Raw genomic sequence first — 24,791 nt, 5'->3', positions numbered from 1 at the left:
TTCCGCATTTTTTAATATAGTTCGTAATTCTAAAGCTAAGTTTTTTCCTAATGGCAATTTATCTCCCTTTTTATTTTTTGCATCAATGGAAAAACCAGCTCCTACAAATAAATTCACCCCTGATCTAAAAGCTTCTTTCAGAGAATGTTCATTTTCAATTTTTATAGTTCCCATATACTATAGTCTGTTTTCTACAAAAATAATAAATATAAAGGATAATTCGTAACAGTTGATGGATTTTACGTAGAATATTTGACTATCCTTGATTGTATCAAACAACACCATCGCTGCTGAATTACGCAGGCATAATATATTCGTACAATCTAATCCTTATGAGAATGAAATAACCTTCGTATCTTTGTTTCGAAGCTGTGGCTCAACCTGAATTCAGAAACCAGAGTAATTTAGAAAAGATAACACTTCAGCATACGCCATTATTTGATTTTATTCTCTGCCATCTATAATCTTCTTAAATTTACTTCGGTTAATACCTCCTGCCGGGTTCGATATTTCCAGAATAGGGTTTTGCGATGTGATGATATTGGAGGCTATTAGAGTGTCAACCACAATATTCTGAAACATGTTTTTTACCCGTGCATAGCGGAAAAATACTCTGATGTCGCTCGATGCCTTCGGAACGAGTTCCTTTATTTTGCAGTCGAAGAATGTCGGCAGGGTTTCCTGAATCAGTAGACGGTATTCGCGTTTGGTGATACCATGAGGATTCAGTTTGGATTTCCGGCGGTAATTAATGGTCGTATCCTCCGTGTTGAGGGCGAATGGGGAGATGTCGATAATCAGCAGGCCGATTTGGTTGCAACGGTCGATAAATTCTGCCTTGTCGCGGATTTTCGTGCCTAAGACATATTCCAGATCGCTCTTTTGAAAGAACTGGGTGAATGGTGTAGCAGGATTGTAAATGTAACTTTTGGACTTGCCCCATAACGGAGCTTCGGCAATCATCAGATAGTTAACCTCGTCTATTTTGTAGAGGTTGTCGAACCAGATTCGATTGATCTCGTCGAATGCCGATTCGAGGTAGGTGTTGTCGCGTTCAAAACAATCGGTCAAGTCGTGCCGGGCATAGAACTCGCGTAGAATCTGCCCGTTTTTGTCGTACTCCATAGGTCAGTCTGTTTCTCCGACCCTGCTATAAAAATGCGTGGGTCATTAGATGTCTGCACAGAGGTACGACCAAGCACCCGAAGCCCAACAAGTAATGCCCACGCAAAACGTAGGCATTTCACTTATTGTTAGCAGGCTTCTAAAATTTGGTCGTTTTCTGTGCCTATAACAATAGCAAAACGCTATTCAATATGTTTTCGACCTCAAAGATAGGAAATATTCCGGGATGTTGAAAGTGTGTGGATCATCTTCGATCCTGTCGTGAATTTACGCGCGGAGAGCACACGCCTGAAATGCGGCGAAGAATAGGCAATGAAAAACCGAGGTTATTAAACCTCGGTTATCATTGGGGGGGGGCAGATTGTGCGCGTAAAGGGTGTTTTCATTCAATCTGCCGCACCTAATCTTTTATGCCATATAAATCCATAAGGAATGGCCCCGAATTGAAATAAGGGTGGTTATATGCGATCCTGTATTTATTTGGAATACAGCCTTATTTCCCGTTTGTGAGATGGAAAAATGTTCCGATGTGATAAGAGTAGCCGTCCTTTTTCAGGGCCGCATCGAACTGCCGGTCGGCCTTATCCGGATTGTAGTCCGGGTAATTTTGGCTGACCATATGGTATAGCGTCCTCCCACTCTCTCCGAACTCGCTGATTAGGGCGCAGGCGATTTCGAACCAGTTTTCATAAACCGCTGTGGGGTCTGTTCCATTTCTGATGAGGTCTGCAATCCGCGATGCGATTTTCCGAGCGTTCGGGATTTTTTCTTTCGGTGTAGAAATGCGGGGCTTATTATGGTCGGCTGCCGTGTATATGGTGCGGACGGTTGCTGTTCGTTCGTAAGTGGCGGCGGAAGGATTGATGTAGGCCGTATCGTCGTAGGAATAAATCCGCAGGCGAGTTACATCTTTGCCGCTCTTGTCTATCGTTATGCCGCATCGGGCGAAATCCTGTCGGAGAGCCTCGAAATGCTCCTTATGCTTCTCCGGAGAGGCTATAGGGATAATGACGAAATAGCCTTTTCCACCTATGGAGTGTCCGCAGTAGGCCACATAGGGAATGATGCTGATCAGTTCGTTCAGACGGTCGAACTCCGCGACATCCGGATTGTCCTTTTCGTCGATGTCAATGCAGATCAGACCGCTGTGGGCGATCAACTCCGCACTGTTCCGCTTGCTGAATGTTCCGCTTACCGTAACGGCAGGGAGACTCGTTTTTAAACGGTTTTTGTCCTCGTCACCAGCGGCCCGATACCTGTCTACGGTTGTTTTGTATTTCGCACGGAACGTGGATCCGGATAAAAAATCGCACAGGAAAATTTCGCGGACGGGCATTCCGCTGGCTTTGCAGTTCTGAAATAAACTAACTTTTACATCCAATCTGTTTTTCATAATTGTCTGCTGTTTTTATGGTTAGGGGGACAGCCACAAGGGGCGGTTTCTCCTGCATAAAATTGTGGTATGTGTATAAGCGCCTATATAGGCGCATACACAACACAATGCACAATCAAATCGAATCCTCTTTTTGTGTGAGCGTGATGATTTGTTTTTCGTCGATGGTCAATTTGCCTTCGTTGAGTCCAGCTCTGATTTTCGCATAGGCATTGGTGCGGTTTTTCTCTCCGCTCTCCATAATGATACGGTGCAGCTCTTTTCTGGTGTAACTGCTTTGGTTAATGAAAAACTGCCGCCAGTAATCGGTCTTGGCGATTGTTTTTCGGATCGAATTTTTGTGTGTTTTTATTGCAATAGCAATTTCCGATGGCATTCCGTCCTCTTCGATCGTAAATTCCAATTTGTCGTAAAGTGGCGCATCCCGGCTCACCGTCTGCTCTATGGTGATCACATTGTCCTTTTTGGTCACTTGGTACTCTTCGGTGCATTTGTTGATGAGTTCCGTCCCAAGATGTCCCCGCATATTGCTGTCCGTCGAACTCTTGTTTTCGTGCAGGATACAGCAGATTGCTGTGTTATTGTCTTGGCTGAGCCGCGACAGCAAATCCAAAACGTCAGTACTTTCGGGGTTGTCCATAATGTTGCGACACAGGTCTTTGATCCCGTCCAGTATCACCAGATCGGGCTTGAGCAATGCGATTTCGCCCTCCAGTATCTCCCGCCGTTCGTCGGTGTTGTACCCGCGCAGAGCGACCGCGCTGAATCGGGGATGATTTTCATTTTCCGGCCACCCGCACAAGCGGTGTATTTTCCGAGCGTTCCTTGCCACGTTTTTCATGTTCTGCTCCGTGTCCACGATCAGAACACGATAGTCCTCGCCGGAGGCCTTTAACGCCCCGAACTTTCCGTTCAGTACGGCCGCGACCAATGCCGTGATGAAAAATGTTTTGCCTTGCTTCGCCTTGCCTTTCACGGCTTGGATGTCGCCTTTGGCGAGCATCCCGATTCCATCGACAGTTAGCAGATACTCTGCATCGGCGTAATGCTGTGTCAGGTCGATTCGGTAATCCCTCTTTTGAATGGCTTTGTCCAGATCGTATGCGGGGACGGCTTTCTCGATTTGGTCGAATAATGAAAAATCAACGGTGCGGGGCTGTCGGTCAGTGCGGTTATTTTCCATAACGCCCTCCTTCCTTGCGGTTGCAGAATTCCTCGGCTTGGGCGGTCAGCTCGGCAGCGGATCGTTTTTTGCCCGATTTGAGGTGTGCAGTGATCTCGGACAGCGAGAAATAGAGTCGGTTGCCCTGCTTCATGCACGGCAGTTCGCCCCTCGACACCTTGCTGTAAATGGTGGGGACGGTCAGCCGCAGTAACGTGGAGGCCTCACGAACGGACAAGAGCTTATCCTCGGTTTGGGGTGATTCCTGCGGCATGGAATGCCGGGCCAACATGGAATAGATCGAATTTACCTTGTCGGTAAGCTGACTCACTGCCATAGGCAGATCGTCGAAAGTGAATTTCTCAGTCATAATGCGACATATTTTGGTTAAACATGCCGCAAGAGACTAAGGTGTTTTGGGGGCAAAAATGGGGGAGTACTCCCTATTTCAACGCTTCGTAATCGTTTTTTACCGTTTCGGTGTGTTGATAGGCGGTGTATCTCTTTTTGTTTTCCCCGCTGTAGCCACTCAGCGAAGCGATATTGCCTTTGACCACCCTACCGTCTATATCCGAACAGAGCAATTTAGAAATCATTCTATATAGTTGGTCTTTTGTTTTAAAATAATTGTCCTGTAGATGTTTAATGAATTCTATGTAGTCAAACATTGCGACGGCATACGGAACTTTCTGACCCGCAATTTTCTCAATCAATTTCGCTTGGGACTTTTCCGTGAGGCAGGCCACTTTGGGCAGGTCGAGAAATCCGTATTGGCTAACCTCTCTGCCGAATCGCTCGGCCTTGGTTTCGATCTGTCCGTTCAAGGTTTCATATCGTCTCAGTTGGGATTCTTTGTACGCTCGCTCCCGGACAAGGCCCTGTACGATCTCATAGGCAGTAAATGTGTCTATGATTTGTCTGAATTTTCCTTTGGGATCGACCAACTTCCCGTTTACTATAGAAAATTCACAAATGGCGGAGAATGTGGTTGCCAGATTATTTATGTAGCTTACATTGTATTTTTCTTCGTCGAATTCTTCATCTTCATCAAATGCAATATAGGCCTCCCTGTAACCGACAATGTGCTGTGTAATTTCATCGTCATTGAGCAGTTTCGCCCTGTATTTTTCAAACACCATTTGCCGGGCTTCTTCCGTGGAATATCCCCTGAGTTCATACCATTGAGTATCGCTCCACTCCGTAAGGCTGATATCTTCGCCGAGGTTGGAGAGTGTTTTATAGATTTTCTCTTTTTTTAGTTGTGTGAATTCGTCCATAATGGGATCTGAAATTATAAATCCAACTTGATCCGGTTTGCTGCCTGCCGTTTGGCTTCGTCCACGATCTTAGTGTATATCTGGGTGGTTTTGATCTCGCGGTGGCCGAGCATCTTTGAAACGGTAAAAATATCCGTTCCGAGGAACATTTGCAGGGTAGCGAACGTGTGCCGGAAGCAATGGAACGTGATGTGCTTCGTTATTCCTGCCGCTTTCAGCCAGTCCCGCAGGTCTTTGCTGTGGTAGGATGCCGAACGCAGTCCTCCGAATATCCGGCTTTCCGGCTTCTGCTGCTCTCCGAGGAGGCTGAACGCCTGTTCGGATATAGGCATCGTTTCGATGCCTTTGGTCTTTTTCTGCTGAAAATTAATGGTGTAGCCTTTCGACTCGTCCTGCCCGATCTCGCCCCAAGTCAGTTTTTCAATGTCCGAGAAACGCAGTCCGGTCAATCCGGAGAAGAGGGCGGCACGTTTCAGCAGATCATCCTTGCAAGGCGTTTTAGCCAATTTATTCAATTCTTCCGAGGTGAGGTATTCCCTGCGCGTTTCGGCCGCTTTTATGGAATCCACACGCGCATTCAGATCGGTTTGTAAAATTCCCTCCTTGTATGCCTGCTTCAAAGTGGCCTTGACCTTGTTGAAATAGGAGAGGGCGGAGTTTTGCGACAGCGGCTCCTTTTTCCGTTTGCTCTTGACGCTCTGGGTGGTCAGCAGATATTCTTTGAACTCTTCCAGATACTGCTCGCTGAGGTCGGCGAATTTCACCCTGCCGCCTGTGAATTGTTCCAGATAGGTTAGTGCGGACATCCAGTTGTTGTGGTTGGAGCCGGAACGTTTGCCTGCCGTCCTGCGGAAATATTCGACGAAATCGCGGTCGCCCAGCTCCTTTTTCCGGAGCCGCTCCTTTTCGTATTCGTTGTATATCTCCGGCTTGTTGTGAGTGTTCTCTTTCTGTTGACGAATCGCCTCGGCGAGTTTCAGCTGTTCGGCGTTGTATTGCTTCTCGATGGCGTTTTTCGGCTTCTCGTGGATATACAGGCCGAGGAACTCCCTGCGCGTCTCCTTCCCGGTTTTGAGACTGATGATTGCGGGGTAGAAATCGAGGTAGAGGGTTTTGCGCCCTCCCGAAATCTTCTTTTGCAGAAGTTTAACTTTGACAGCCATATGCGAATTTAGTTAAAAATTTCATTCAGTAACTTTTTAGGAATGTAAACGAACTTGCCCCGCTGAAACTTCGGGATGCCGTTCCGCTTTAGGATGTCACGGAGAGTCTTGTCCGATATACCGAATGTTCGTAGGGCTTCGCCGACGGTGTAGCATTCTGAAATTTCGTACTCTTTCTCTTGCGGGGCGGGTTTTGCCGGGAGCGACAGGAACGAATCTACCTCTGAGCGTCTGATGCGCGTGAGCCGCTGGCCCAAGTTGGCACTCTTGATCGTTCCTGTTGCGGCCAATCTGTATGCTGTGCGCCGCGAACAGCCGACTAATGCCGCCACTTCCGATACGGTCAGTACATCCCGCGTTTGAATTTCCCCGATCTCCTTGGTTTTGATCCGAATAGTGTCGGTCTTAATTTTTTCTACCTTGTCTTTTCGGGTGCGATCCTTGTATGCCCGACTGCTGCACGTATGGGAGCAAAACCGCGTGACAGTCGTTCGGGCGGTGAATTCCTTGCCGCATTGTTCGCAGATTTTTTGCAGGTAAATGTTGGAGCCCATTTAAGTCGAAATAGGTAGCGTTAAGTGCATTTATGTAGCAATAAGTGCCTTAGTTGTCCCAAATATATGGAAAATAGCGTAGATACTGCGATGAGGTACAAATAAGGTACAACTTTTTTCAAGGAAAATCGGTACATTTGCAAAACTTCGGATAAAACAAAAACACGCCTTATACGGGCGTGTATGCAGGATTATTCTATTTCTATTCCTCGGTCGGTTTGCGGCTCTTATTTCCCGATACAAAATTTCGGGCATTGCTGCGAAATTTCTACCTTAGCAATGCAAACCGATACCCATGAAGCACTTGATTCTTATGTTGTCGGCCCTCGTGGCCGTATCCGCAGGCCACGCACAGGTGGCCGTACACGAAAAAAGCCCGGAAACCAAATACGCCTTCACCCTCGCCTCGCCCCGCCAGACGGCCGCGATCCTCTACGATGCATCCGACGCCGCGGTGGTGAAACGCGCGGCGGAGCTCTTCGCCGCCGACGTGGAGGCCGTAACGGGCCGACGCCCGCAGGTGACCTCCGCGACCGGAGAAACAGGCCCGGCGGTAATCGTCGGGACGGTCGGAGGCAGCGCCCTCATCCGCAGGCTCTCCGAAGCGGGGAAGATCGACACCGCCCCGCTCGAAGGCGCCTGGGAGCGTTACCTGATCCAGACCGTCGCCAATCCCCTGCCGGGCATCCGCAAAGCCCTCGTCATCGCGGGCAGCGACCGCCGCGGCGCGGCCTACGGGCTCTTCACGCTCTCGGAGCTGATCGGCGTATCCCCCTGGTACTGGTGGGCCGACGTCCCGGTGAAAAAACATGCGGCGCTCCATGTCGACGCCCCGCCGACCTACTCCCAGACGCCGTCGGTGCGCTACCGCGGCATCTTCCTCAACGACGAAGACTGGGGTCTGACGCCCTGGGCCTCGCAGACCTTCGAGCCCGAGCGCGGCAATATCGGCCCCAGAACCTACGCCAAGGTCTGCGAACTGCTGCTGCGCCTCAAGGCCAACTACCTCGCCCCGGCCATGCACCCCGTTTCCACCTCGTTCAACCAAATCCCCGAAAACAAGCTCGTAGCCGACACGTTCGCCATCGTGATGGGATCGACCCACTGCGAACCGCTGCTGCTGAACACCGCCAGCGAATGGGATACCAAGACGATGGGGCCCTGGAACTACGACAAGAACAAGGAGGGTATCAACCGCGTGCTCACGCAGCGCGTGCGCGAGAACAGCCCCTACGAGAACGTCTATACGCTGGCGCTGCGCGGCCTGCACGACGGCGCCATGTCGACCACACTGCCCATGCACGAAAAGGTGCGGATGCTCCAGCAGGCGCTGCTCGACCAGCGGCGAATCCTCGCCGAGAACATCGACCGACCGGTCGAGACCGTCCCGCAGGCATTTACACCCTACAAGGAGGTACTGGAAATCTATTCCAACGGGCTGGAACTGCCCGACGACATCACGATCGTCTGGCCGGACGACAACTACGGCTACATGAAACGTCTGAGCGGCGTGCGCGAGCAGCGGCGCACGGGGCGCTCCGGGGTCTACTACCATGTCTCCTACCTGGGCGTACCGCACAGCTACCTCTGGTTCAGCACGACGCCCCCGTCGCTGATGTACGAAGAGCTGCGCAAGGCCTATGACACCACGGCCGACCGGCTGTGGCTGGTGAACTGCGGCGACCTGAAAGGCTCGGAGATGCAGGTTTCGCTCTTCCTCGACATGGCCTGGGACATCGGCCGCTTCACGGCCGACAACGTCGTGAGCTACCCGGCACGCTGGCTGGCCGGCATCTTCGGCGAAGCGTACTACGACCGCCTCGAGGCGATGACCCGCGAACACCTGCGGCTGGCCTTCCCCCGCAAACCCGAATACATGGGCTGGGGCTACCACTGGAACCGCTTCGACCACAACTGCGAGCAGCTTACCGACACCGATTTCTCGTTCACCAACTACGACGAGGCACAGCGGCGGCTGGAGGCCTACCGGCAGCTCGGCGCCCGGGCCGAAGCCCTGTTGCACGAGATCGGCGACGAAGCCCGCCCGGCTTTCTACCAGCTGGTCTACTACCCCCTGCGCGGCGCCGAACTGATGAACCGCATGACGCTCGGCGGCCAGCGCAACCGCTGGTACGCACGCCAGGGCCGCGCGGCGACCAATGCCGTGCGCGACGAGGTGCAGCGCTGCTACGACAGCCTGCAGGTCATCACCCGGGGGTACAACTCGCTGCTCGGCGGCAAATGGAACCACATGATGTCCATGCGCCAGAACTACGACGGCGTGAGCGCCTATTTCAACCTGCCGCACCTGGCAACGCACGATGCCGCAGGCGCTCCCCGGCTGGCATTGCAGGTCGCAGGCGAGGACGTCACGGGCGCCCGGGCCTTCCACGCCCTGCCTGCGTTCGACAACTACCTGCGCCGCACCTACCCCGTCGAGATATACAACCGGGGCGGCGGCACGCTCGCCTGGACGGCGCATGCCTCCGAACCCTGGGTCGTCCTGAGCAAATCCGCCGGAAAAACCGCCGACGAAGAGCGCATCACGGTGGGCATCGACTGGGAGAAAGCCCCCTCGGGGAACGCGGTGCCGGCCCAGATCGTCTTCCGCGCGGGTGAACAGTCCGAGAAGGTGCTCGTATCGCTCTTCAACCCCACCGCCCCGTCGCGCGCCGAGCTCCGCGGCATCTACGTCGAGAACAACGGCTGCGTCTCGATCCCCGCCGCAGGCTGCCACCGCGTCCGTGAAAACGACCGAATCAAAATAACAGCCGTCGAAGACCTCGGCATCGAAGGCCCCGCGCTGCAACTGGGCGACCCGACCGCCCCGCTCCAGATCTTCCGCAGCCGCGACGTCCCGTGCGCCGAATACGACTTCTACGCCTTCGACGCCGGTTCGGTCGATGTCTACACCTACGTGCTGCCGACCTTCCCGCTCCACGCCGACCGCGATTTCCGCATCGGCGAGAACACGAACACCGACACCAAGTACAGCGTCCAGATCGACGACGGGGCATTGGCCACCCCCTCCTCGTCGCACGTCGAATACTCGCAGGTGTGGTTCGAAAGCGTGCTGCGCAACTGCGCCGTCAACAAATCGACGCTCCACATCGACAAGCCGGGACGCCACACGCTGCGCATCCGCGTCGGCGACCCGGGCATCGTCCTGCAAAAGATCGTCCTCGACTTCGGGGGCATGAAACGCTCTTACCTCGGCCCGCAATCGACCCTAATCGAATAACTTATGAAATACGTAACTCTCCTTTTCGCATGCCTTGCGGCATACTGCGCCGCGGCGCAAAATACGGCCTCGGCAGCCGCCCGGAGCGGCAACCCCGTCTTCCCGGGCTGGTACGCCGACCCCGAAGGGGTGGTCTTCGGCGACACCTACTGGATCTACCCGACCTACTCGGCCGACTACGACGAGCAGACCTTCATGGACGCCTTCTCGTCGAAAGACCTCGTACACTGGCAGAAGCATCCCCGGATCGTCTCCAACGACGAGGTGAAGTGGGTGAAACGCGCCATGTGGGCGCCCGCGGCCGTCCATGCCAACGGCAAGTATTACCTTTTCTTCGCCGGCAACGACATCCACGAGGGTGAAACCGGCGGCATCGGCGTAGCCGTGGCCGACTCCCCGGCCGGGCCGTTCCGCGATGCGCTGGGCAAGCCGCTCATCGACAGCATCGTCAACGGGGCCCAGCCCATCGACCAGTTCGTCTTCCGCGACGACGACGGCAGCTACTACATGTACTACGGCGGCTGGGGGCACTGCAACATGGTACGCCTGTCGCCGGATCTGCTGCGTATCGTGCCCTTCGACGACGGCACCCTCTACAAGGAGGTCACCCCCGCGAATTACACCGAGGGGCCGTTCATGCTCAGGCACCGCGGAAAATATTACTTCATGTGGTCGGAAGGGGGCTGGACGGGCCCCGATTACTGCGTCGCCTACGCCATCGCCGACTCGCCCTTCGGGCCGTTCGAACGCATCGGCACGATCCTCGAACAAGACCCGGCGATCGCCCGCGGTGCCGGGCACCACTCCGTCATACAGGTTCCGGGGCGGGACGAATGGTACATCGTCTACCACCGCCGCCCGCTGGACGAAACGGCAGCCAGCAGCCGTGAAACCTGCATCGACCGCATGTATTTCGATGCCGAGGGGCACATCGTCCCGGTCAGGATGACCCGCGAGGGCGTCGAAGCCCGCCCCATTCCCGCTGCCGGCAAGGCGCGGTAAACCCGTCCCGCAAGCGGGAGGCGTCCACGCACAAAATCCCCGTTCGGCAGCATTGCCGAACGGGGATTTTAGTGCCTGCCGGCACTTATGGGGAAACGGATGCGGCGTCACTCGCCCAGCCGCTCGGAGAGCCAGCGAGCGAGCGAGTTCCGGAACTCGTCCTTGTATTTAAAGGTCTCGTTCCAGCCCCAGCCGTGCCCGCCCGTCGGATAAATATGGATCTCGCCCGGCACCGAGGCGGCTTTGAGCGCATTGTAGAACAACGTGCCGTTGATCGGGGGCACCCCGTCGTCGTCATCGCTGAAGGCGATGAACGTCGGCGGAGTCCCGCTGGTCACGCGCAGTTCGTTGCTGAACGCCGCAACCAGCCCCTCGGCCGGTGCTCCGCCCAGCAGATTCCTCCGCGACCCGGCATGCGTAAAACGTTCGTCCATCGTAATGACCGGGTAGACCAGGACGGCGAAATCGGGACGGTTCGCATCGCAGGTGAAGTGCGTCGCAGCCGTCGAGGCCAGGTGTCCCCCGGCCGAAAAGCCGATGACGCCGACCCGCGCGGGGTCTACGCCCCACCCGGCCGCATTCGCACGCACCAGCTCGATCGCCTGCTGCACGTCCCGGCGGGGCAGGTCGTAGTTGCCGTGGGGCATGGTGTATTTCAGCACGACGGCGGCAAACCCGCGCGCCGCGAACCACTCCGCCACCTGATAGCCCTCATGGCCGATAGCCAGGCCGCCGTAGGCACCGCCCGGGCAGACCACCACGGCCGGCGCCGGCTTCTTCCCTTCGGGGCGGTACAACGTGACATAGGGGGCGTTGTCGCGGTCGAATCCGGCACCGAGCCGCTCCGGGGCATACTTCCCGGCCTCGGGCCATAACCTGAACTCCTCCTTCTGCTGTGCAGGGACAGCTGCGGCGAACAGCAGCGCCCACGCCGCCAAAATCAGTTTCTTTGTCATATCCATCGGTTGTTAACAGTAATACGATTTTTTCCGGGGTCAGCGCACGACCCGCACCCCATCGGGTGCCGACACGCTCGTCGAGACCTTCCCGTCGGCACCGCGCTCGTGGCGCACCCGGATAACGCCCCACGGGGTCGGGAACGTCCCCTCGGCCCACTTCAGGTGTCCCAGGTGGGGGCGCACCGCCACGGACTTGCAGCCCGGTTCGAGCGGCACGATGCCCAGCACGTGCCGCGAAAGCCAGGGAGTGGGGCCCGATGCCCAGCCGTGGCAAAGGCTGTGGCGCAACCCCTTGTAGCAATAGGCGCCCGACTCGGCATGGATGTCGAATTTCCCGGCCGGAACCGGCTCGTCGATACGCGCCGCACCGGCCGCATGCGCGTAATTAAGGTCTTCCCAGAAAGTCGTGGCCCCCAGGTCGAGCATCGCACCCCAATAATCGGAGATGATCTGCAAGGCCTCGTCGTAAAGGCCGCCTTCGGCCAGCGCCTCGAGCATGTAATATCCGTAGAAGGTCGAGAAACCTTCCGCCCCGCCCCGGGCGATCACCGTCCGGCACACCTTGCCGGGGTCGGCCAGCCCGGCCAGCACGAGCATCGCCGCCGCCTGCTTGTTCCGCAGGTGGTCGGGCACGTGCCGCCGCAACCGCCGCAGCGCCCCACGGCACTCCGACTGCATCTGCCTGTCGCCGAGCCAGCCGCCGATTTCGGCGCCGGCCTCCATGGCCATCACCATCAGGGCCTGATACCCGGCATGGATCACGTCGGGCATCTGGGACGTGGGCCAGTCCAGCAGGCGCTGGCCGCCCTGCAGGTTCTCACGGTCGCCGTCCATCTGCGACGCCAGCACCCGCAGCAGGGCGCGCATATATTCCTGCTGTTCACGGAGATAGTTCAAATCGCCCTCGTACATATACAGGTCGCGGTGGATAATGACCCACCACATCGAGTAGGCCGCGATCCAGTTCATCCACCCGGGCAGCGGCGTATTGTCGCGCACGTGGTCGAGGCTCCGGCGCACGACCTCATTGCCGCCGAACACGCTCTGGACGGTCATCACCTCGGGGTGCATGTCCCCGAGCCATACCAGACGGTCGCGTTTCACCCCGTCCCAGAGGTACTCCTGCATATTGAGGTGGACGGTGTAGGCCCCCGTCTCCCAGATGCGGTTCAGCCGTTCATCATCGCAGCGGAACGACCCCAGATAAGGGACGTCGCGGTAACGGAGGATCGCCCGCACGGCTTTCAGATTGAGCTCCGCATCGGGCTCCACCAGGTCGATCCGCACGAAGCGGAACCCCGAGTTCCCGGCCTCGACATTGCCCAGCCACGGCACGCCGAGCGTAAAATCGCGCAGCGAATGCTCGTTCGTGGCGCTGGCCATCGGGGCGTCGCCGCCGACGTCGCTCATCGCCTCGCTCACCGATTCGCCCAGGCGGATCCGCACCTTCAGCGCCCGCTGGTCGGCGCGTATCGCCGCCGAGAGCGCGATCCCGCCGCACAACTCCTTGCCGAAATCGAGCAGCACGGAAGCCGAGCACCCGTCGCGGGTCGAGAGGCGGCAGACATCGGGTGTCCCGGTCGTCAGCTGCCCGTCGAAATTCCGGAGCAGCGCTTCGGGATTTTCCACCCCCGCCGTCAGCTCGCCGGGCAGTGCGACCAGCCGCAGCGGGGTCACATACCTGCGTGAAATCACATCCGCGGCACTCCGGCCTTCCAGCCCCTTCTCCAGTATGTTCTCCTGCCCGTACACGGCCGCCGCAAAGGCCAGCAGCAGGGCAAGCAATGCTATCTGTCTCATCGTGCAATCATCCGTTCGATTACCACCGGGTTGAACAGCCCCGAAGGCTGTAACTGCGAATCGGGACGCCACGGATTGTTCAGCGTCCATGTCCCGCGCTGATCCTCGGGGAGCCTGCTGTCGCCGATCAGGCGGTTCACCCACGTATTGACCACGTCGATGACGAGGGTATTCTTCCCTTTGCGCACGAAGTCCGTGACGTCGACCCTGTACGGCGCCGTCCACACGCCCCCGGCGTACTTGCCGTTGACATAGACCTTGGCCATCACGCCGACCTGGCCCGTGTTCACGTACAGCCGGCCGGATTTCTCCTTTCCCCTGAGGTCGAACGTCGTCTCATAGCGGACACTGCCCGAGAAATAGCGCACCGACTCGTCGTCGGAGAGCCGCAGGTCTTTCAGTTCGTCCGCCACGACAGGCTCCGCCGGGCCCCGGCGCCCCTCCTGGAAGGTCAGTGTCCACGGCCCGTCCAGCGTCTTGACCCGCACCGGGGTCGGGAAATTCGCCGTCCCGTCCCTGTGCGCAGCGCCCGCCCCGTCCGCGCGCAGTACGACGAACAGGCTCTGGTCGGGCTCCAACACCATCGGCAGCGTCGTCCTGCGACCGTCATCCTCGAACTCCGGCAGCGGACGGATCGCCCCCGTCACGGCATCCCATGCCTCGGGCACAGAGCCGGTCACACGCAGCGTGCAGGGAAAAGCGATACGCGCGTCCGACTGGTTGGTCAGGAAGTAAATCTGCACGTCGCCCGCATCGCGGTGCCCGAAGAGCACGGGGACATCGGCCCCGACCTCGCAGTCGGGCAGGCACTGCACATAGGCCAGCGCCTCCTTCATGCTCATGCCGTCCAGCACGGCGCCCTTGCCGTAGCGGGCGGCCTTCACGGCCTTGCCGTCGACCCCGCCCCAGAGCTCCGCAGCCATGCGGCGCACCCGGGCGTCGGCATCGGGATAGCCTTCGAGGCTCGGCGAACGCTGCGGCGCAGGCCCCAGCAGCACGCCGCCCTCACGGACGAGCGCCTGCAGCTTCGCAAGCAGCTCGGGACGCATCGTCTCAAGCTTCGGCAACATCAGGATCCAGTATTGCGTCCCGTGCGGAAGCGTCCACAGGCCGTCCTTCACGGTGGCGCGTTCCAGCAGCACCTCGCCGTTGATATAATCGTACTGGTATCCCCGGGGCAGCGCCGGGTCGGTGACGCCCGTCATTTTCGGGGCGTCCTCGCCGATGAAATAGGCCACGTCGGCGACGTTGAGCCCCTGCTGCAACATGTAATTGACACGCTTGAGGTAATCCGTGAAGAGGTCGATATGCGAGAACCACGTGTTGTTGCGGTTGAATTCCGTTCCGAACCAGGCATTCATGCCGGGCAGTTCGTCGCCCGGCTGCGAAATGTAGACATGCAGCAGCGTGTTGTTGATCCCCTCGGAGAAGAACCTGTCGCCGCGCGGCTTCACCATCGCCGGATAACGCCCGAAATCGTTCCCGGCCGAGGTGTACGACTCGGCCGACACCTTCCGCTTGCCGTAGATGTGGGCGCACGACGAGGCGGCACGGTTCTCGATGTCGCCCAGCGACCCTTCGCCCCAGAATTCGCCCCCGACCTCGTCCGACTGGCCGCCGTACTGCAGGAACTCGCCGGGATAACCCCAGTGGCCGTAGTTCTCCAGCCACAACGTCAGCCCGTATTTGTGCGCGATTTCGCGCAGCCCCCCGATATGCGCATAGGCCAGCTTGTCGGCCGCCAGGCGCCGCATGTCCCACAGGAACCGGTCGGAGATATCCTGGCTGCCGACCACCACGCCGTCGTAAACGGGCAGGAACGGCAGGGCGTCGTAGCCGTAACGCTCCCTGAAGTCGGTCAGGAAGGTATCCGTAAAGTTCTGCCCGCCCTTCTCGTAGCTGTCGGCCACCACCACGCGGAACGTCCTGCGGTCTTCGGCCGGGATGCGGCGGAGTATCTCACCGATAAAGGCGTCGAAATGGTGCTGCAGGTAGGCCGGGGTCATCTTGTCCACTTCGAGCCCGGTGCCTTCGGGCGCCGCGGGCGAATTCTGGATGCCGGTCGGACGCATCCCGGTACGCATGACGACCCACTCCCCGGCAGGGGCTTCCCACACCAGGCGGTCACCGTCGAGACATTCCGTTATGTCGACCACCTCCGCGGGGTCGACCGCCAGCGAGGCATCGTCCAGCACGGGCTGGTCGCGCCACTGGTACTCCTCCCAGTAGGGCAGCGGCGACTGGAACATCTTGGCAAAGGTCTTCTCCGCATAACGCTCCACACGGGGCAGCGACGAGAGCAGCACTTCCGCGAAACCCGTATCCTTCCCCGCGCCGCGAACTATGAGCCGGAACTCGCGCCCCGTGGTCTTCGCCACGCTGACCGAAACCGGGGCGTAAGGGTCGAAGCCGACCTCGATATTGGGGTTCGAGCGGTCGATCCCGAACGATGCGATTGTCCGGTAGCCGTCCGCCCCCTTCACCTGCAATTCGGCCTCGGCACGTATCGGACGGCGGGCGGGCCACACCGTGATGTTGCGCAGATCCAGGTCGGCGTCCGTCACCAAGTCGATGACGGCTTCGGGGCTGCCATCGAAGAGAAGCTCCGTCGCCGGGTCGCCGTCTATGAGGCATTGCGCCCCGGCAGCCGTGCCGGCAGCCGTCCCCGCCCCCCCTCCCCCCACCCGCCACACGCGTATCGCCCGCCGTCAGCGCCGCACGCCCCACGGCGGGAGCGGGATAGGCGACCACCCGCACGTCCTGGAAATCGGCCGACGGGCGCGGCAGCTCCGCCTCGACCTTCCCGCCGCCCCGGACATGCGCCTTGACCGAAGCCAGGTAACGCATGGCCTGCCCGGGTTCGATCCACGGCCCTCCGGCCTGGCTCCAGCCGGGGCTGTTGAACATGCCGATCTCGATGTCCAGCTCTGAGGCGCGTTTGAGCGCCGCATGGGTCACTTCCCACCATTCGTCCGTAAAAAGTTTCACGGGGGCATAGGGCGTCGCCAGCTCCCCGAGGCCGATATTGCCGATGAAGGCACGGTTGATCCCCGCCCGTTTCATCGCTTCGAGGTCTTTCACCACGCCCTCCTTCGAGACATTGCCCGAAAGCCAGTACCAGTAAACCGAGGTCTGGACAGAGTCGGGCGGCGCCACGAACCCCGCGGCCAGGGCGGCATGGGAGCCGCCCTTCGGGGCGGCCTGCCCCGCCAGCGGAGCGAGGGCCAGCGGCAGCATCAGAATCAGTTTCGATAGTTTGTTCATCGCAGGAATATTTCAGGTTATGGGTAAAAATCGTCCTGTGCAGGCAGCCGTCCCGCACGGGAATGCGGCCCGCGGCAGCAGCCTTCCGCCCCGGGGCGGAAGGGTCATTTGGCCACCCTGAGCGTCAGCGTATGGCTTCCGGCACCCAGCTGATGCACCTTCCCGCCGTCCACGTTGGCCGGCAGGTAGAGCGTTGCGGTACTGTTGGCCGGGATTCGGACGCGGTAGGTCACCGTATTGCCCCGGCGCGTCCATGCCGACACGATCCGCCCGCAGGGGGCGTCGTGCGAAGCCTCGAATTCCTCGGGGCCGACGAAATTCGGGCGCAGCAGGATGTGTTTGAAGCCCGGCGCTTCGGGGTCGGGCTTGATGCCGCCCAGCCCCTTGAAGAACCACCCGCCGATCTCGCCGAACATCATGTGGTTGTCCGAGATGTCGCGCGTGGCTTCGAGGTTCCAGTTTTCGAGCAGCGTGGTGGCGCCGTTCACGATCCACCATCCCCACGAAGGATAGGTGTCCTGCACCGCGACCTTGTAGGCCGTTTCGGCATGGCCGTTCTCGCTCAGCGCATTGAGGATGGCCTTGGCGCCCAGCACCCCGACGTCGAGGTGGAACCCGGCTTCGGCGACCTTGCGGGCGAGGTTGCCGGCGACCTTGGCGACCATCTCCTCGGGTACGACGCCCCACATCAGCGGAACGCTCAGCTCGGTCTGCGTGCCGCTGGCATAGATGCCCGTCGCACGGTCGAGGTATTTGTCGTTGATGGCCCCGCGGATTTCGCCGGCCAGTGCCTCGTAGTGCTTCCGGTCGGCCTCCCGGCCGAACAGGGCGGCGGCACGGGCGAGGATCGTGGCATCGACGTAGAAATAGACCGACGAGGTCAGCTCCAGCGACGACTGCGAGCGGACGGGCACCCAGTCGCCGCGTCCCCACGAGGAGAGGTGCCCCGGGCTGCGGCGGTCGACGTAATCGACATAGCGTTTGATATTCTCGTAGCAATCCTCCAGCGGCTTCGTGTCCCCGTAGAAGAGGTAGAGGTTCCACGGGATGATGGCGATGGTACTCGTCCAGTCCAGCCCGTTGGCCGTGCCGTAGCCCCAGCCGCCGGTGGGGATGATGTCGGGCAGCACACCGTTGGGCTGCTGTTCGTCGCGGTGGTCGGCGAGCCACTTCTCGTAGACCGTAATGCCGTCGTAGTTGTACAGCGCCGTTTCGATGGCCAGGTGGCCGTCGCCCGTCCAGCCGTTCTTCTCGCGCTGGGGGCAGTCGGTCGGGTAACCCATCAGGTTCGAGAGGTAGGCCTTGTTGGTGGCGTCCCAAAGTTTGTCCACCAGGTCGTTCGACGTCTCGATATGCCCCACGGGAGTCACGTCGCTGTGCATGGCATAGGCCGTCAGGTTCTCCGCAGACAGCTCTACCGGCCGGTCGGCAACTACCTCGACATAGCGGAAGCCCTTGTAGTTGAACCGGGGCATGAACTCGTCGTCGCGGCCGCTCAGGGTCACCACGTCGGTCTGGAACAGGTCGTCCTTGTCCGTCGGACGGAAATAGACGTCGATGTTCGACAGGTCGGCATGGCCGTCTTCGCGCAGGCGTTCGGCATGGATGAGCCGCAGCTGCGTCCCGGCTTCACCCCTCAGGCGGAGCTTCGTCACACCGGCCATGTTCTGGCCGAAATCGTAGAGGTAGCTCCGTTCGTCGAGCTTGCGCACGCTGCGCGGCCTGTATTCGGTGACATTGCGGATCGGCACCGTCTGCTGTGCCGTGACCCTCTGCGACGGCGCGCCGCGGTACATCACCCCGCCCCAGGCCGAGTCGTCGAACCCGGGGGAGCTCCAGCCCGGCTGTTCGAGCCGCGCGTCGTAATGCTCCGAAGTATAGATGCTGTTGAACACCAGCGGCCCGCCCGAGGTGCGCCAGTCGAGGTCGGACTTCACGACCTCGTGCGTCCCGTCCGCATACTCGATACGCAGGTCGAAGCAGAACGCCGGGCGGTTGCGCCACGGCGCCCGCTCGAAGTTCCACACGGCGCCCGACTGGTGGTTGTACCAGCCGTTGCCCAGCAGGATGCCCACGGCATTGGCCCCGTCCTGCAACTGCCGCGTCACGTCGTAGGTGACGTAGAGGTTCCGGCGGTCGAAGCGCGTATACATCGGGTCGAGGCGGTGGTCGCCGACCTTCCGCCCGTTGATATGAAGTTCGTACAACCCGGCCGCCGCGACATAGGCGCGGGCCGATTTCACGCGTTTACCCACGGAGAACTCCTTGCGGAAATAGGGCGCAGGCTTATGGTTTATGTCGTGGTGGTCGCTGATCCAGCATCCCTGCCAGTTCCCGGCCCCCATCATGCCGGTCTCGAACGCCGCGACCCCGGACGAGGAGCGCGCGTAGTCCTTGTCCCAGACCGTCACGGCCCAGTAATACCGGGTGAACGGGTCGAGTTTCGGCCCGGCGTAACGGACGAGCATCCCGTCCGAATCCGTGCGCCCCGAATCCCACACGTCGCCGCATCCGGCGGCCACGGCGGCGGAATCCCGCCCCACGACGACCCTGTAAGCCCGCTGGAGCGCCCTGGAACGGCTGTCGTCCAGACGCCAGCCCAGTCGCGGCGCCGGGGCGTCGATGCCCAGCGGCGTCTCCAGATGTTCGCACCGCAGCCCCACGGGCGTACACGGTGCCGCGGCCTGCGCACCCAGCGCGGCAGCCGCAAAACAAAGCGATAAAAGTATCTTTTTCATAAAACGGTAAAATTATCGTTTCCGTCCTCCGGCGGCAACGGCACCCGCCGCGTTCCGGGGTACAGGTACGGACAGATCCGGTGCCCAAGGCCGCAGGGATACCCCGTCCGCAGGCTTTCGGCATACGGGGATGCCCGTCTGCCGCTCCCGACGGGGATTGCCGTCCCCGCCCGCCGGCATCTTTGGGTCAGAGGTTAAAGGCCCGTTTCAATTCGTCCATCTGCTCCTGCGTCGTCCCGGCGGGCTCGAAGCCCATCGAACGGGCCGTGAGGTAGATCTGCGCCGATTTCGAGAGCACGTCGACCTGGTCGAACGCCTCGAAGATGTCGGGCCCTACGGCACATACGCCGTGTTTCTCCCACATCACCACGTCGTACTCGCGCAGCTGCGCGATGGTGGCCTCGGCCAGTTCGACCGACGAGGGCATCTTATAGGGAACGATCCCCAGCCCCTTGGGGCAGAAGGCCCGCGTCTCGGGGATCATGCTCCACAGAAGGTTGGTCAAGACGTCCTTTTCGAGGAACGCAGGGTTGTGCGTCATGGCGATCAGGTCGATGGGATGGGTATGCAGCGCCGCCTTGTAGCCGTTGCCCGAGGCGATCATCTGGTTGTGCATCGCCAGATGCGAAGCCAGCTCCGAAGTGGGTTTCACCGCCTTGTCAGCGATGATCTCGTACGACGCACAGTCGTCGAGAATGCGGATTACCGAGCCGTTCTCCATCGGGCGGCGCGCCAGGTCGCGCATACGTTTGTTGGTACCCTTGCAGAAGAAATAGCACCCCTTGAGGCGGGGCAGCGTGGTGCCGATCGGGAAACGCCCGCTGACCGGCTCCATCGCGCGGATCACGTCGTCGACGTGCTCCGTGATGTTTACCGTGATGTTGCCGCCATTGCGCTCGGCCCACCCCTTCTGCCAGAGGTAACCGGCCACTTCGGCCACTTTGTCCACCTCGGCGGCCAGCGCCGGGCGGTTTTCGAGTATGGATTTCATCGTCAGAACAAATTAGGAAATACGAGTGAGAAAATCAGGATCGCCAGGCCGCAGACCAATACGCCCACGGTCTTTCGCGACGCCCCGCGCCACTCCCGGAGGATAATGCCCCACACGTTCGAGAAGGTGACGTTGAGCGCCATGAGGATGCACCAGGCGAATGCCGCCACGACCGACCCGGGCTCGAAGAAGGTCTGCCCGATGCCGAAGCCGAAGAACTGCGAGTACCACAGCGCCCCGGCCAACGCGCAGAACAACAGGTTGTTGGCATAGAGCGTCCCCTTGCCGTAGTCGCCGAACGTGCGGTTGCGCGCATTCTGCCACAGGCAGTAGGCGGCATTGGTCACGAAGCCCCCGAGCGTCACCATCAGCGTGGCGGGCAGCGTGCGGAACAGGGCGCTGCCGCCCTCGACCTGCAACGGCCTCCCGGCCTCCAGCCCGAGGTTGAAGCAGGCGCTCATCACGCCCGCCAGCAACGCCACGGCCAGCCCCTTCGTAAGGGCGAAGTCCTTGACGGCGGCGCGTTTCTCCTCGTCGGTCATGTTCTGCGAGCGCAGCGACCCGGCGTAGCCGATCACGGCGATGCCCGCCAGCGTAATCGAGACGCCCAACAGCAGTACGAGCCCTTTGCCCGCAAAGAGGTTTTCACCCGCGAAGATGGCGGGGAAGAGGGTGCCGAACCCGGCGCAGGTGCCCAGGGCGATCGACTGCCCGAGCGCCACTCCGAGGTAGCGCATCGACAGCCCGAACGTCAGGCCGCCCACACCCCACAGCACGCCGTAGCCGGCGGCCTTGAAGGCGGCGGAGGGGTCGGTCGAGAGGATTTCCCCGAGCGAGCTGCCCGCGGGAACCGCCAGCAGTGCCCCCAGCAGCGGGAACACCAGCCATGCGAAGATGCCCTGTACCAGCCAGAAGCTCTCCCACGACCACTCCTTCACCTTTTTGATGGGTACATAGGAGCTCGACTGGCAAAAGCTGCCGACGGCGATGATCAGAAGTCCGAGAAGCGTATTCATGGCCTTTGTTTTAGAATGCGGTACGGTATAGTTTTTCGATATCCCCGACCGAGGTCGGACGCGGGTTGCCGCCCGTGCAGACATCGTTGAACGCCGCCACGGCCAGCGCGGGGATGTCCTCCTCCCTCACGCCGATCTCGTGCAGGCGCTGCGGGATACCGATGCTGAGCGACAGGTCGCGCACGGCCCCGACAGCCGCGGCGACGCTCTCGTCGACGCTCATGCCCGCGGTATCGACGCCCATCGCCCGCGCGATATCGAGGTATTTGGCGCGCGAGGGCGACTCGGCGTTGTATTCCATCACATAGGGCAGCAGCAGTGCGTTCGCCACGCCGTGCGGCGTGTCGTAGAACGCCCCCAGGGGGTGCGCCATCGAGTGCACGATGCCCAGCCCGACGTTCGAGAAACCCATGCCCGCGATGTACTGCGCCTCGGCCATGCCGTTGCGGGCGACGGGGTCGCTGCCGTCCTCGACGACATTCCGCAAGTGCGCGGCGACCAGCTCGATGGCCTTCAGCTCGAACATGTCGCTCATCGTCCACGCCCCGGGCGTGATATACCCTTCGATGGCGTGCGTCAGGGCGTCCATGCCCGTGGCGGCCGTCAGCCCCCGGGGCATCGACATCATCAGCTCGCAGTCGATCACCGCGCACATCGGGATGTCGTTGGGATCGACGCAGACCATCTTCTTGCGGTTCTCCTCGTCGGTGATGACATAGTTGATCGTCACCTCGGCCGCCGTTCCCGCGGTCGTCGGCACGGCGAAGGTCGGCACGGCGCGGTGCTTGGTGTCGGCCACGCCCTCCAACGAGCGCACGTCGGCGAACCCGGGGTTGTTGACGATGATGCCCACGGCCTTGGCCGTGTCGATCGACGAGCCGCCGCCCAGCGCCACCATGCAGTCGGCGCCCGAAGCCTTGAACGCCTCGACGCCCTGCTGCACGTTGCGGATCGTGGGGTTAGCCTTGATCTGGCTGTAAATCTCATAGGGAATGTCCGCCCCGCGGAGCACCTCCTCGATCTTCGCGGCCACGCCGAACCGGATGAGGTCTTTGTCCGTTACGAGCAGCACCTTTTTAAAGCCCCGCTTGCGGATCTCGTCGGCGATCACCGAGCGGCACCCTGCGCCGTAGTACGACGTCTCGTTCAGTACGATGCGGTACATGGCCTTAGCGTTTGGAGGTTACTTCCCTTTCGTACTGCTGGATCCCGGCGATGAACTCCTCGCCCACGGGCACGTCGTTGCGCAGGCAGAACATGTCCCATACGGCGTTCCAGGGCAGCGACTTCGACTCTTCGAGCAGCGCCAGGCGCTCGAAGCCCTGTCCGGCAGCCTCGTACCGGCGAAGCTGCGCAAGCGGTTCGAGCAACGCCTGCATCAGGCACTTCTGCGTGGCGCGCGAACCGATGACATAGGCGCCGATGCGGTTGATCGAGGCATCGAAATAATCCAGCCCGATATGTACGCGGTCGAGCGCATCGCAGCGTACGATCTCCTTGCACAGCTCCAGCGTATCGTCGTTCATGATCGTCACGTGGTCGGAATCCCAGCGCACCGGGCGCGACACGTGCAGCATCACCTCGGGGATGAACAGCAGCAGCGACGAAATCTTGTCGGCCACGATCTCCGTGGGGTGGAAATGCCCCGTATCGAGGGTCACGATCTTGCCGCGGCTGGCTCCGTAGCCGATGTAGAAGTCGTTGCTCCCGACGGTATAGCTCTCCAGCCCGATGCCGAACACCTTCGACTCGATGCAGTCCTTCATGTGGTCGTATTCGGTCTCGAAGATGCGGTCGAGCGAGTCGCGCAGCAGCTCGCGGTAGAGCATGCGGTTCACCGTAAGGTCTTTCGAGCCGTCGTGCACCCAGAGGTTCATGATCGAGGGGTCGCCCTGCGCCTTGCCCATCTCTTCGGCAATGGCGCGGCAGCGCTTGGTGTGTTCCACCCAGAAGTCCCGGATTCCGGGGTCGGGGTTGGCCAGCGAGAGATCGCCGCTCTTGGGGTGCGAGAACGACGTCGAGTTGAAGTCGAGCTTCATGCCGTGCTCTTTCGCCCACTCGATCCAGCCCTGGAAATGCCGGGGCTCCACCTGGTCGCGGTCGACCGTCTCGCCGCCGAACTCGCCGTAGATCTCGTGCAGGTTCAGGCGGTGCGTACCGGGGATGAACGACTTGGCCTTAAGGATGTCGGCACGCAGCTCCCCGATGTTGCGGGCTTTGCCCGGGTAGTTGCCCGTGGCCTGGATGCCGCCCGTAAGGTCGCCGCCCCGGTTTTCGAAGCCCGTCACGTCGTCCGCCTGCCAGCAGTGGAGCGAGAGCGAGATGTTCTGAAGCGCCGCGAGCGCCTGTTCGGTGTCTACGCCGATCCCCGCATAGCGTTCCCGCGCGATGGCGTATGCCTTTTCGATAAGTTCCGTTTTCATAAGAATGACAGTTTTATTTTTTCGGTTGATATGTTTTCGTTTCGATCGAGCGGCCGATGTAGCGCCGCATTTCGGCGAGCGAAGAGACCACGCCCGCGGCACGCGCCTGCACCATGATGTTGCCCAGCGCCGTGGCTTCGGCAGGGCCCGCCACGACGGGGATGCCGACAGCGTCGGCCGTCATCCGGTTCAGCAGGTCGTTCTGTGCGCCGCCGCCGATGACGTGCAGGCATTCGATTTCGAACGGCGCCAGCCGCCGCAGTTTCCCGAGCACCTCGGCGTATTTCGCCGCCAGCGAGTCGAATATCAGCCGCATCAGCGCCGCATCGTCCGCCGGCGAGGGGACGCCGTGCGCCGCGCACCACGCGCGGATCGCCTGCGGCATGTCGGTCGGCGCGGCGAACTCCGCGGCATCGGGGTCGATGACCCCCGGCGACGGGGCGGCGCCCTCGGTCATGCGCACGATCTCTTCATAGCTATACTCCCTGCCCTGGCGGCTCCACACCGCGCGGCACTGTTCGAGCAGCCACATGCCGGTGATGTTCTTCAGAAAACGCACCGTGCCGTCCACGCCGCCCTCGTTGGTGAAGTTCATCGCATAGGACTCCTCCGTAATGATCGGCTCCGGCACCTCGATGCCCATCAGCGACCACGTCCCCGACGAGAGGTAGGCGAAGCGGCTG

Annotated in this window: 18 protein-coding genes and 1 pseudogene; 2 read left to right on the top strand and 17 right to left on the bottom strand. The window is 60.0% G+C overall.

From position 1 onward, the window contains the following. Positions 1-444: 444 nt before the first annotated feature. The 7 genes from QVP03_RS02485 to QVP03_RS02455 all read right to left on the bottom strand — a co-directional run bounded on the left by QVP03_RS02485 (position 445) and on the right by QVP03_RS02455 (position 6,674). Positions 445-1,125 (bottom strand): hypothetical protein, encoded by a 681-nt coding sequence (locus QVP03_RS02485; protein WP_022332072.1) that lies wholly within the window; start codon positions 1,123-1,125, stop codon positions 445-447. A gap of 493 nt (positions 1,126-1,618) precedes the next feature. Next, a complete protein-coding gene (locus QVP03_RS02480; protein WP_022332071.1) occupies positions 1,619-2,518 on the bottom strand; it encodes a BT4734/BF3469 family protein in 900 nt (299 codons plus the stop codon). A 115-nt stretch (positions 2,519-2,633) separates the two neighbouring features. Then, positions 2,634-3,701 carry an AAA family ATPase gene (locus QVP03_RS02475; protein WP_022332070.1) on the bottom strand — a complete coding sequence of 356 codons (1,068 nt, stop codon included), beginning with the start codon at positions 3,699-3,701 and terminating at the stop codon, positions 2,634-2,636. Then, a complete protein-coding gene (locus QVP03_RS02470; protein ID WP_022332069.1) occupies positions 3,691-4,050 on the bottom strand; it encodes a helix-turn-helix domain-containing protein in 360 nt (119 codons plus the stop codon). The genes QVP03_RS02475 and QVP03_RS02470 overlap by 11 nt, the downstream gene beginning before the upstream one ends. A 73-nt stretch (positions 4,051-4,123) precedes the next feature. Beyond that, positions 4,124-4,957, bottom strand: a complete 834-nt coding sequence (locus QVP03_RS02465; RefSeq protein ID WP_022332068.1) for a hypothetical protein — start codon at positions 4,955-4,957, stop codon at positions 4,124-4,126. 14 nt (positions 4,958-4,971) lie between these two features. Beyond that, positions 4,972-6,120 (bottom strand): site-specific integrase, encoded by a 1,149-nt coding sequence (locus QVP03_RS02460; RefSeq protein WP_022332067.1) that lies wholly within the window; start codon positions 6,118-6,120, stop codon positions 4,972-4,974. Between the two features lie 8 nt (positions 6,121-6,128). Further along, positions 6,129-6,674: a helix-turn-helix domain-containing protein gene (locus QVP03_RS02455; RefSeq protein ID WP_022332066.1), complete on the bottom strand. Its 546-nt coding sequence runs from the start codon at positions 6,672-6,674 to the stop codon at positions 6,129-6,131. A 295-nt stretch (positions 6,675-6,969) separates the two neighbouring features. On the opposite strand from QVP03_RS02455, the gene QVP03_RS02450 reads away from it, so the two are divergent. Both QVP03_RS02450 and QVP03_RS02445 read left to right on the top strand, forming a co-directional pair. Continuing rightward, positions 6,970-9,915, top strand: coding sequence for a glycosyl hydrolase 115 family protein (locus QVP03_RS02450; RefSeq protein ID WP_022332065.1), 2,946 nt, complete (start codon positions 6,970-6,972; stop codon positions 9,913-9,915). Positions 9,916-9,918: 3 nt separating this feature from the next. Next, on the top strand, positions 9,919-10,917 hold the full coding sequence (locus tag QVP03_RS02445) for a glycoside hydrolase family 43 protein (RefSeq protein WP_022332064.1): 999 nt from the start codon (positions 9,919-9,921) through the stop codon (positions 10,915-10,917). A 107-nt stretch (positions 10,918-11,024) separates the two neighbouring features. Here QVP03_RS02445 and QVP03_RS02440 read toward each other — a convergent pair whose 3' ends face one another. The 10 genes and pseudogenes from QVP03_RS02440 to QVP03_RS02400 form a co-directional block, all read right to left on the bottom strand. After that, entirely contained in the window at positions 11,025-11,873 is an 849-nt protein-coding gene (locus tag QVP03_RS02440; protein ID WP_022332063.1) for an alpha/beta hydrolase, read from the bottom strand. Positions 11,874-11,912: 39 nt separating this feature from the next. Further along, positions 11,913-13,676, bottom strand: coding sequence for an alpha-L-rhamnosidase-related protein (locus tag QVP03_RS02435; protein WP_022332062.1), 1,764 nt, complete (start codon positions 13,674-13,676; stop codon positions 11,913-11,915). Continuing rightward, entirely contained in the window at positions 13,673-16,054 is a 2,382-nt protein-coding gene (locus QVP03_RS02430) for a glycosyl hydrolase (RefSeq protein ID WP_410511389.1), read from the bottom strand. The genes QVP03_RS02435 and QVP03_RS02430 overlap by 4 nt, the downstream gene beginning before the upstream one ends. A gap of 430 nt (positions 16,055-16,484) precedes the next feature. Further along, a pseudogene (locus QVP03_RS13800) lies at positions 16,485-16,913 on the bottom strand (glycosyl hydrolase); the annotation flags it as partial. Positions 16,914-17,044: 131 nt separating this feature from the next. Continuing rightward, entirely contained in the window at positions 17,045-19,678 is a 2,634-nt protein-coding gene (locus QVP03_RS02425) for an alpha-L-rhamnosidase (protein ID WP_022332060.1), read from the bottom strand. Positions 19,679-19,865: 187 nt separating this feature from the next. Next, on the bottom strand, positions 19,866-20,669 hold the full coding sequence (gene rhaD, locus QVP03_RS02420; RefSeq protein WP_022332059.1) for a rhamnulose-1-phosphate aldolase: 804 nt from the start codon (positions 20,667-20,669) through the stop codon (positions 19,866-19,868). Between the two features lie 2 nt (positions 20,670-20,671). Further along, positions 20,672-21,685: an L-rhamnose/proton symporter RhaT gene (gene rhaT / locus QVP03_RS02415; protein ID WP_022332058.1), complete on the bottom strand. Its 1,014-nt coding sequence runs from the start codon at positions 21,683-21,685 to the stop codon at positions 20,672-20,674. A gap of 10 nt (positions 21,686-21,695) precedes the next feature. After that, positions 21,696-22,850: a lactaldehyde reductase gene (fucO, locus tag QVP03_RS02410; protein WP_022332057.1), complete on the bottom strand. Its 1,155-nt coding sequence runs from the start codon at positions 22,848-22,850 to the stop codon at positions 21,696-21,698. A gap of 4 nt (positions 22,851-22,854) precedes the next feature. Then, a complete protein-coding gene (locus QVP03_RS02405; RefSeq protein WP_022332056.1) occupies positions 22,855-24,108 on the bottom strand; it encodes an L-rhamnose isomerase in 1,254 nt (417 codons plus the stop codon). A 13-nt stretch (positions 24,109-24,121) separates the two neighbouring features. Then, positions 24,122-24,791 (bottom strand): FGGY-family carbohydrate kinase (locus QVP03_RS02400; RefSeq protein WP_288210609.1); only part of this gene is annotated, 670 nt, incomplete at its 5' end.

The sequence above is a fragment of the Alistipes sp. CAG:29 genome (assembly GCF_000435435.1).
In the GTDB taxonomy this organism is placed as follows: domain Bacteria; phylum Bacteroidota; class Bacteroidia; order Bacteroidales; family Rikenellaceae; genus Alistipes; species Alistipes onderdonkii.
This window is presented reverse-complemented; position numbering and strand designations above follow the sequence as displayed.

Excerpts from the sequence above, each read along its gene's own strand:
- QVP03_RS02425 (WP_022332060.1), bottom strand. The coding sequence starts at position 19,678 with ATGAAAAAGATACTTTTATCGCTTTGTTTTGCGGCTGCCGCGCTGGGT.
- QVP03_RS02445 (WP_022332064.1), top strand. The coding sequence starts at position 9,919 with ATGAAATACGTAACTCTCCTTTTCGCATGCCTTGCGGCATACTGCGCC.
- QVP03_RS02475 (WP_022332070.1), bottom strand. The coding sequence starts at position 3,701 with ATGGAAAATAACCGCACTGACCGACAGCCCCGCACCGTTGATTTTTCA.
- rhaT (WP_022332058.1), bottom strand. The coding sequence starts at position 21,685 with ATGAATACGCTTCTCGGACTTCTGATCATCGCCGTCGGCAGCTTTTGC.
- QVP03_RS02480 (WP_022332071.1), bottom strand. The coding sequence starts at position 2,518 with ATGAAAAACAGATTGGATGTAAAAGTTAGTTTATTTCAGAACTGCAAA.
- QVP03_RS02470 (WP_022332069.1), bottom strand. The coding sequence starts at position 4,050 with ATGACTGAGAAATTCACTTTCGACGATCTGCCTATGGCAGTGAGTCAG.
- QVP03_RS02450 (WP_022332065.1), top strand. The coding sequence starts at position 6,970 with ATGAAGCACTTGATTCTTATGTTGTCGGCCCTCGTGGCCGTATCCGCA.
- QVP03_RS02465 (WP_022332068.1), bottom strand. The coding sequence starts at position 4,957 with ATGGACGAATTCACACAACTAAAAAAAGAGAAAATCTATAAAACACTC.
- QVP03_RS02440 (WP_022332063.1), bottom strand. The coding sequence starts at position 11,873 with ATGACAAAGAAACTGATTTTGGCGGCGTGGGCGCTGCTGTTCGCCGCA.
- QVP03_RS02405 (WP_022332056.1), bottom strand. The coding sequence starts at position 24,108 with ATGAAAACGGAACTTATCGAAAAGGCATACGCCATCGCGCGGGAACGC.
- QVP03_RS02460 (WP_022332067.1), bottom strand. The coding sequence starts at position 6,120 with ATGGCTGTCAAAGTTAAACTTCTGCAAAAGAAGATTTCGGGAGGGCGC.
- rhaD (WP_022332059.1), bottom strand. The coding sequence starts at position 20,669 with ATGAAATCCATACTCGAAAACCGCCCGGCGCTGGCCGCCGAGGTGGAC.
- fucO (WP_022332057.1), bottom strand. The coding sequence starts at position 22,850 with ATGTACCGCATCGTACTGAACGAGACGTCGTACTACGGCGCAGGGTGC.
- QVP03_RS02435 (WP_022332062.1), bottom strand. The coding sequence starts at position 13,676 with ATGAGACAGATAGCATTGCTTGCCCTGCTGCTGGCCTTTGCGGCGGCC.
- QVP03_RS02485 (WP_022332072.1), bottom strand. The coding sequence starts at position 1,125 with ATGGAGTACGACAAAAACGGGCAGATTCTACGCGAGTTCTATGCCCGG.
- QVP03_RS02455 (WP_022332066.1), bottom strand. The coding sequence starts at position 6,674 with ATGGGCTCCAACATTTACCTGCAAAAAATCTGCGAACAATGCGGCAAG.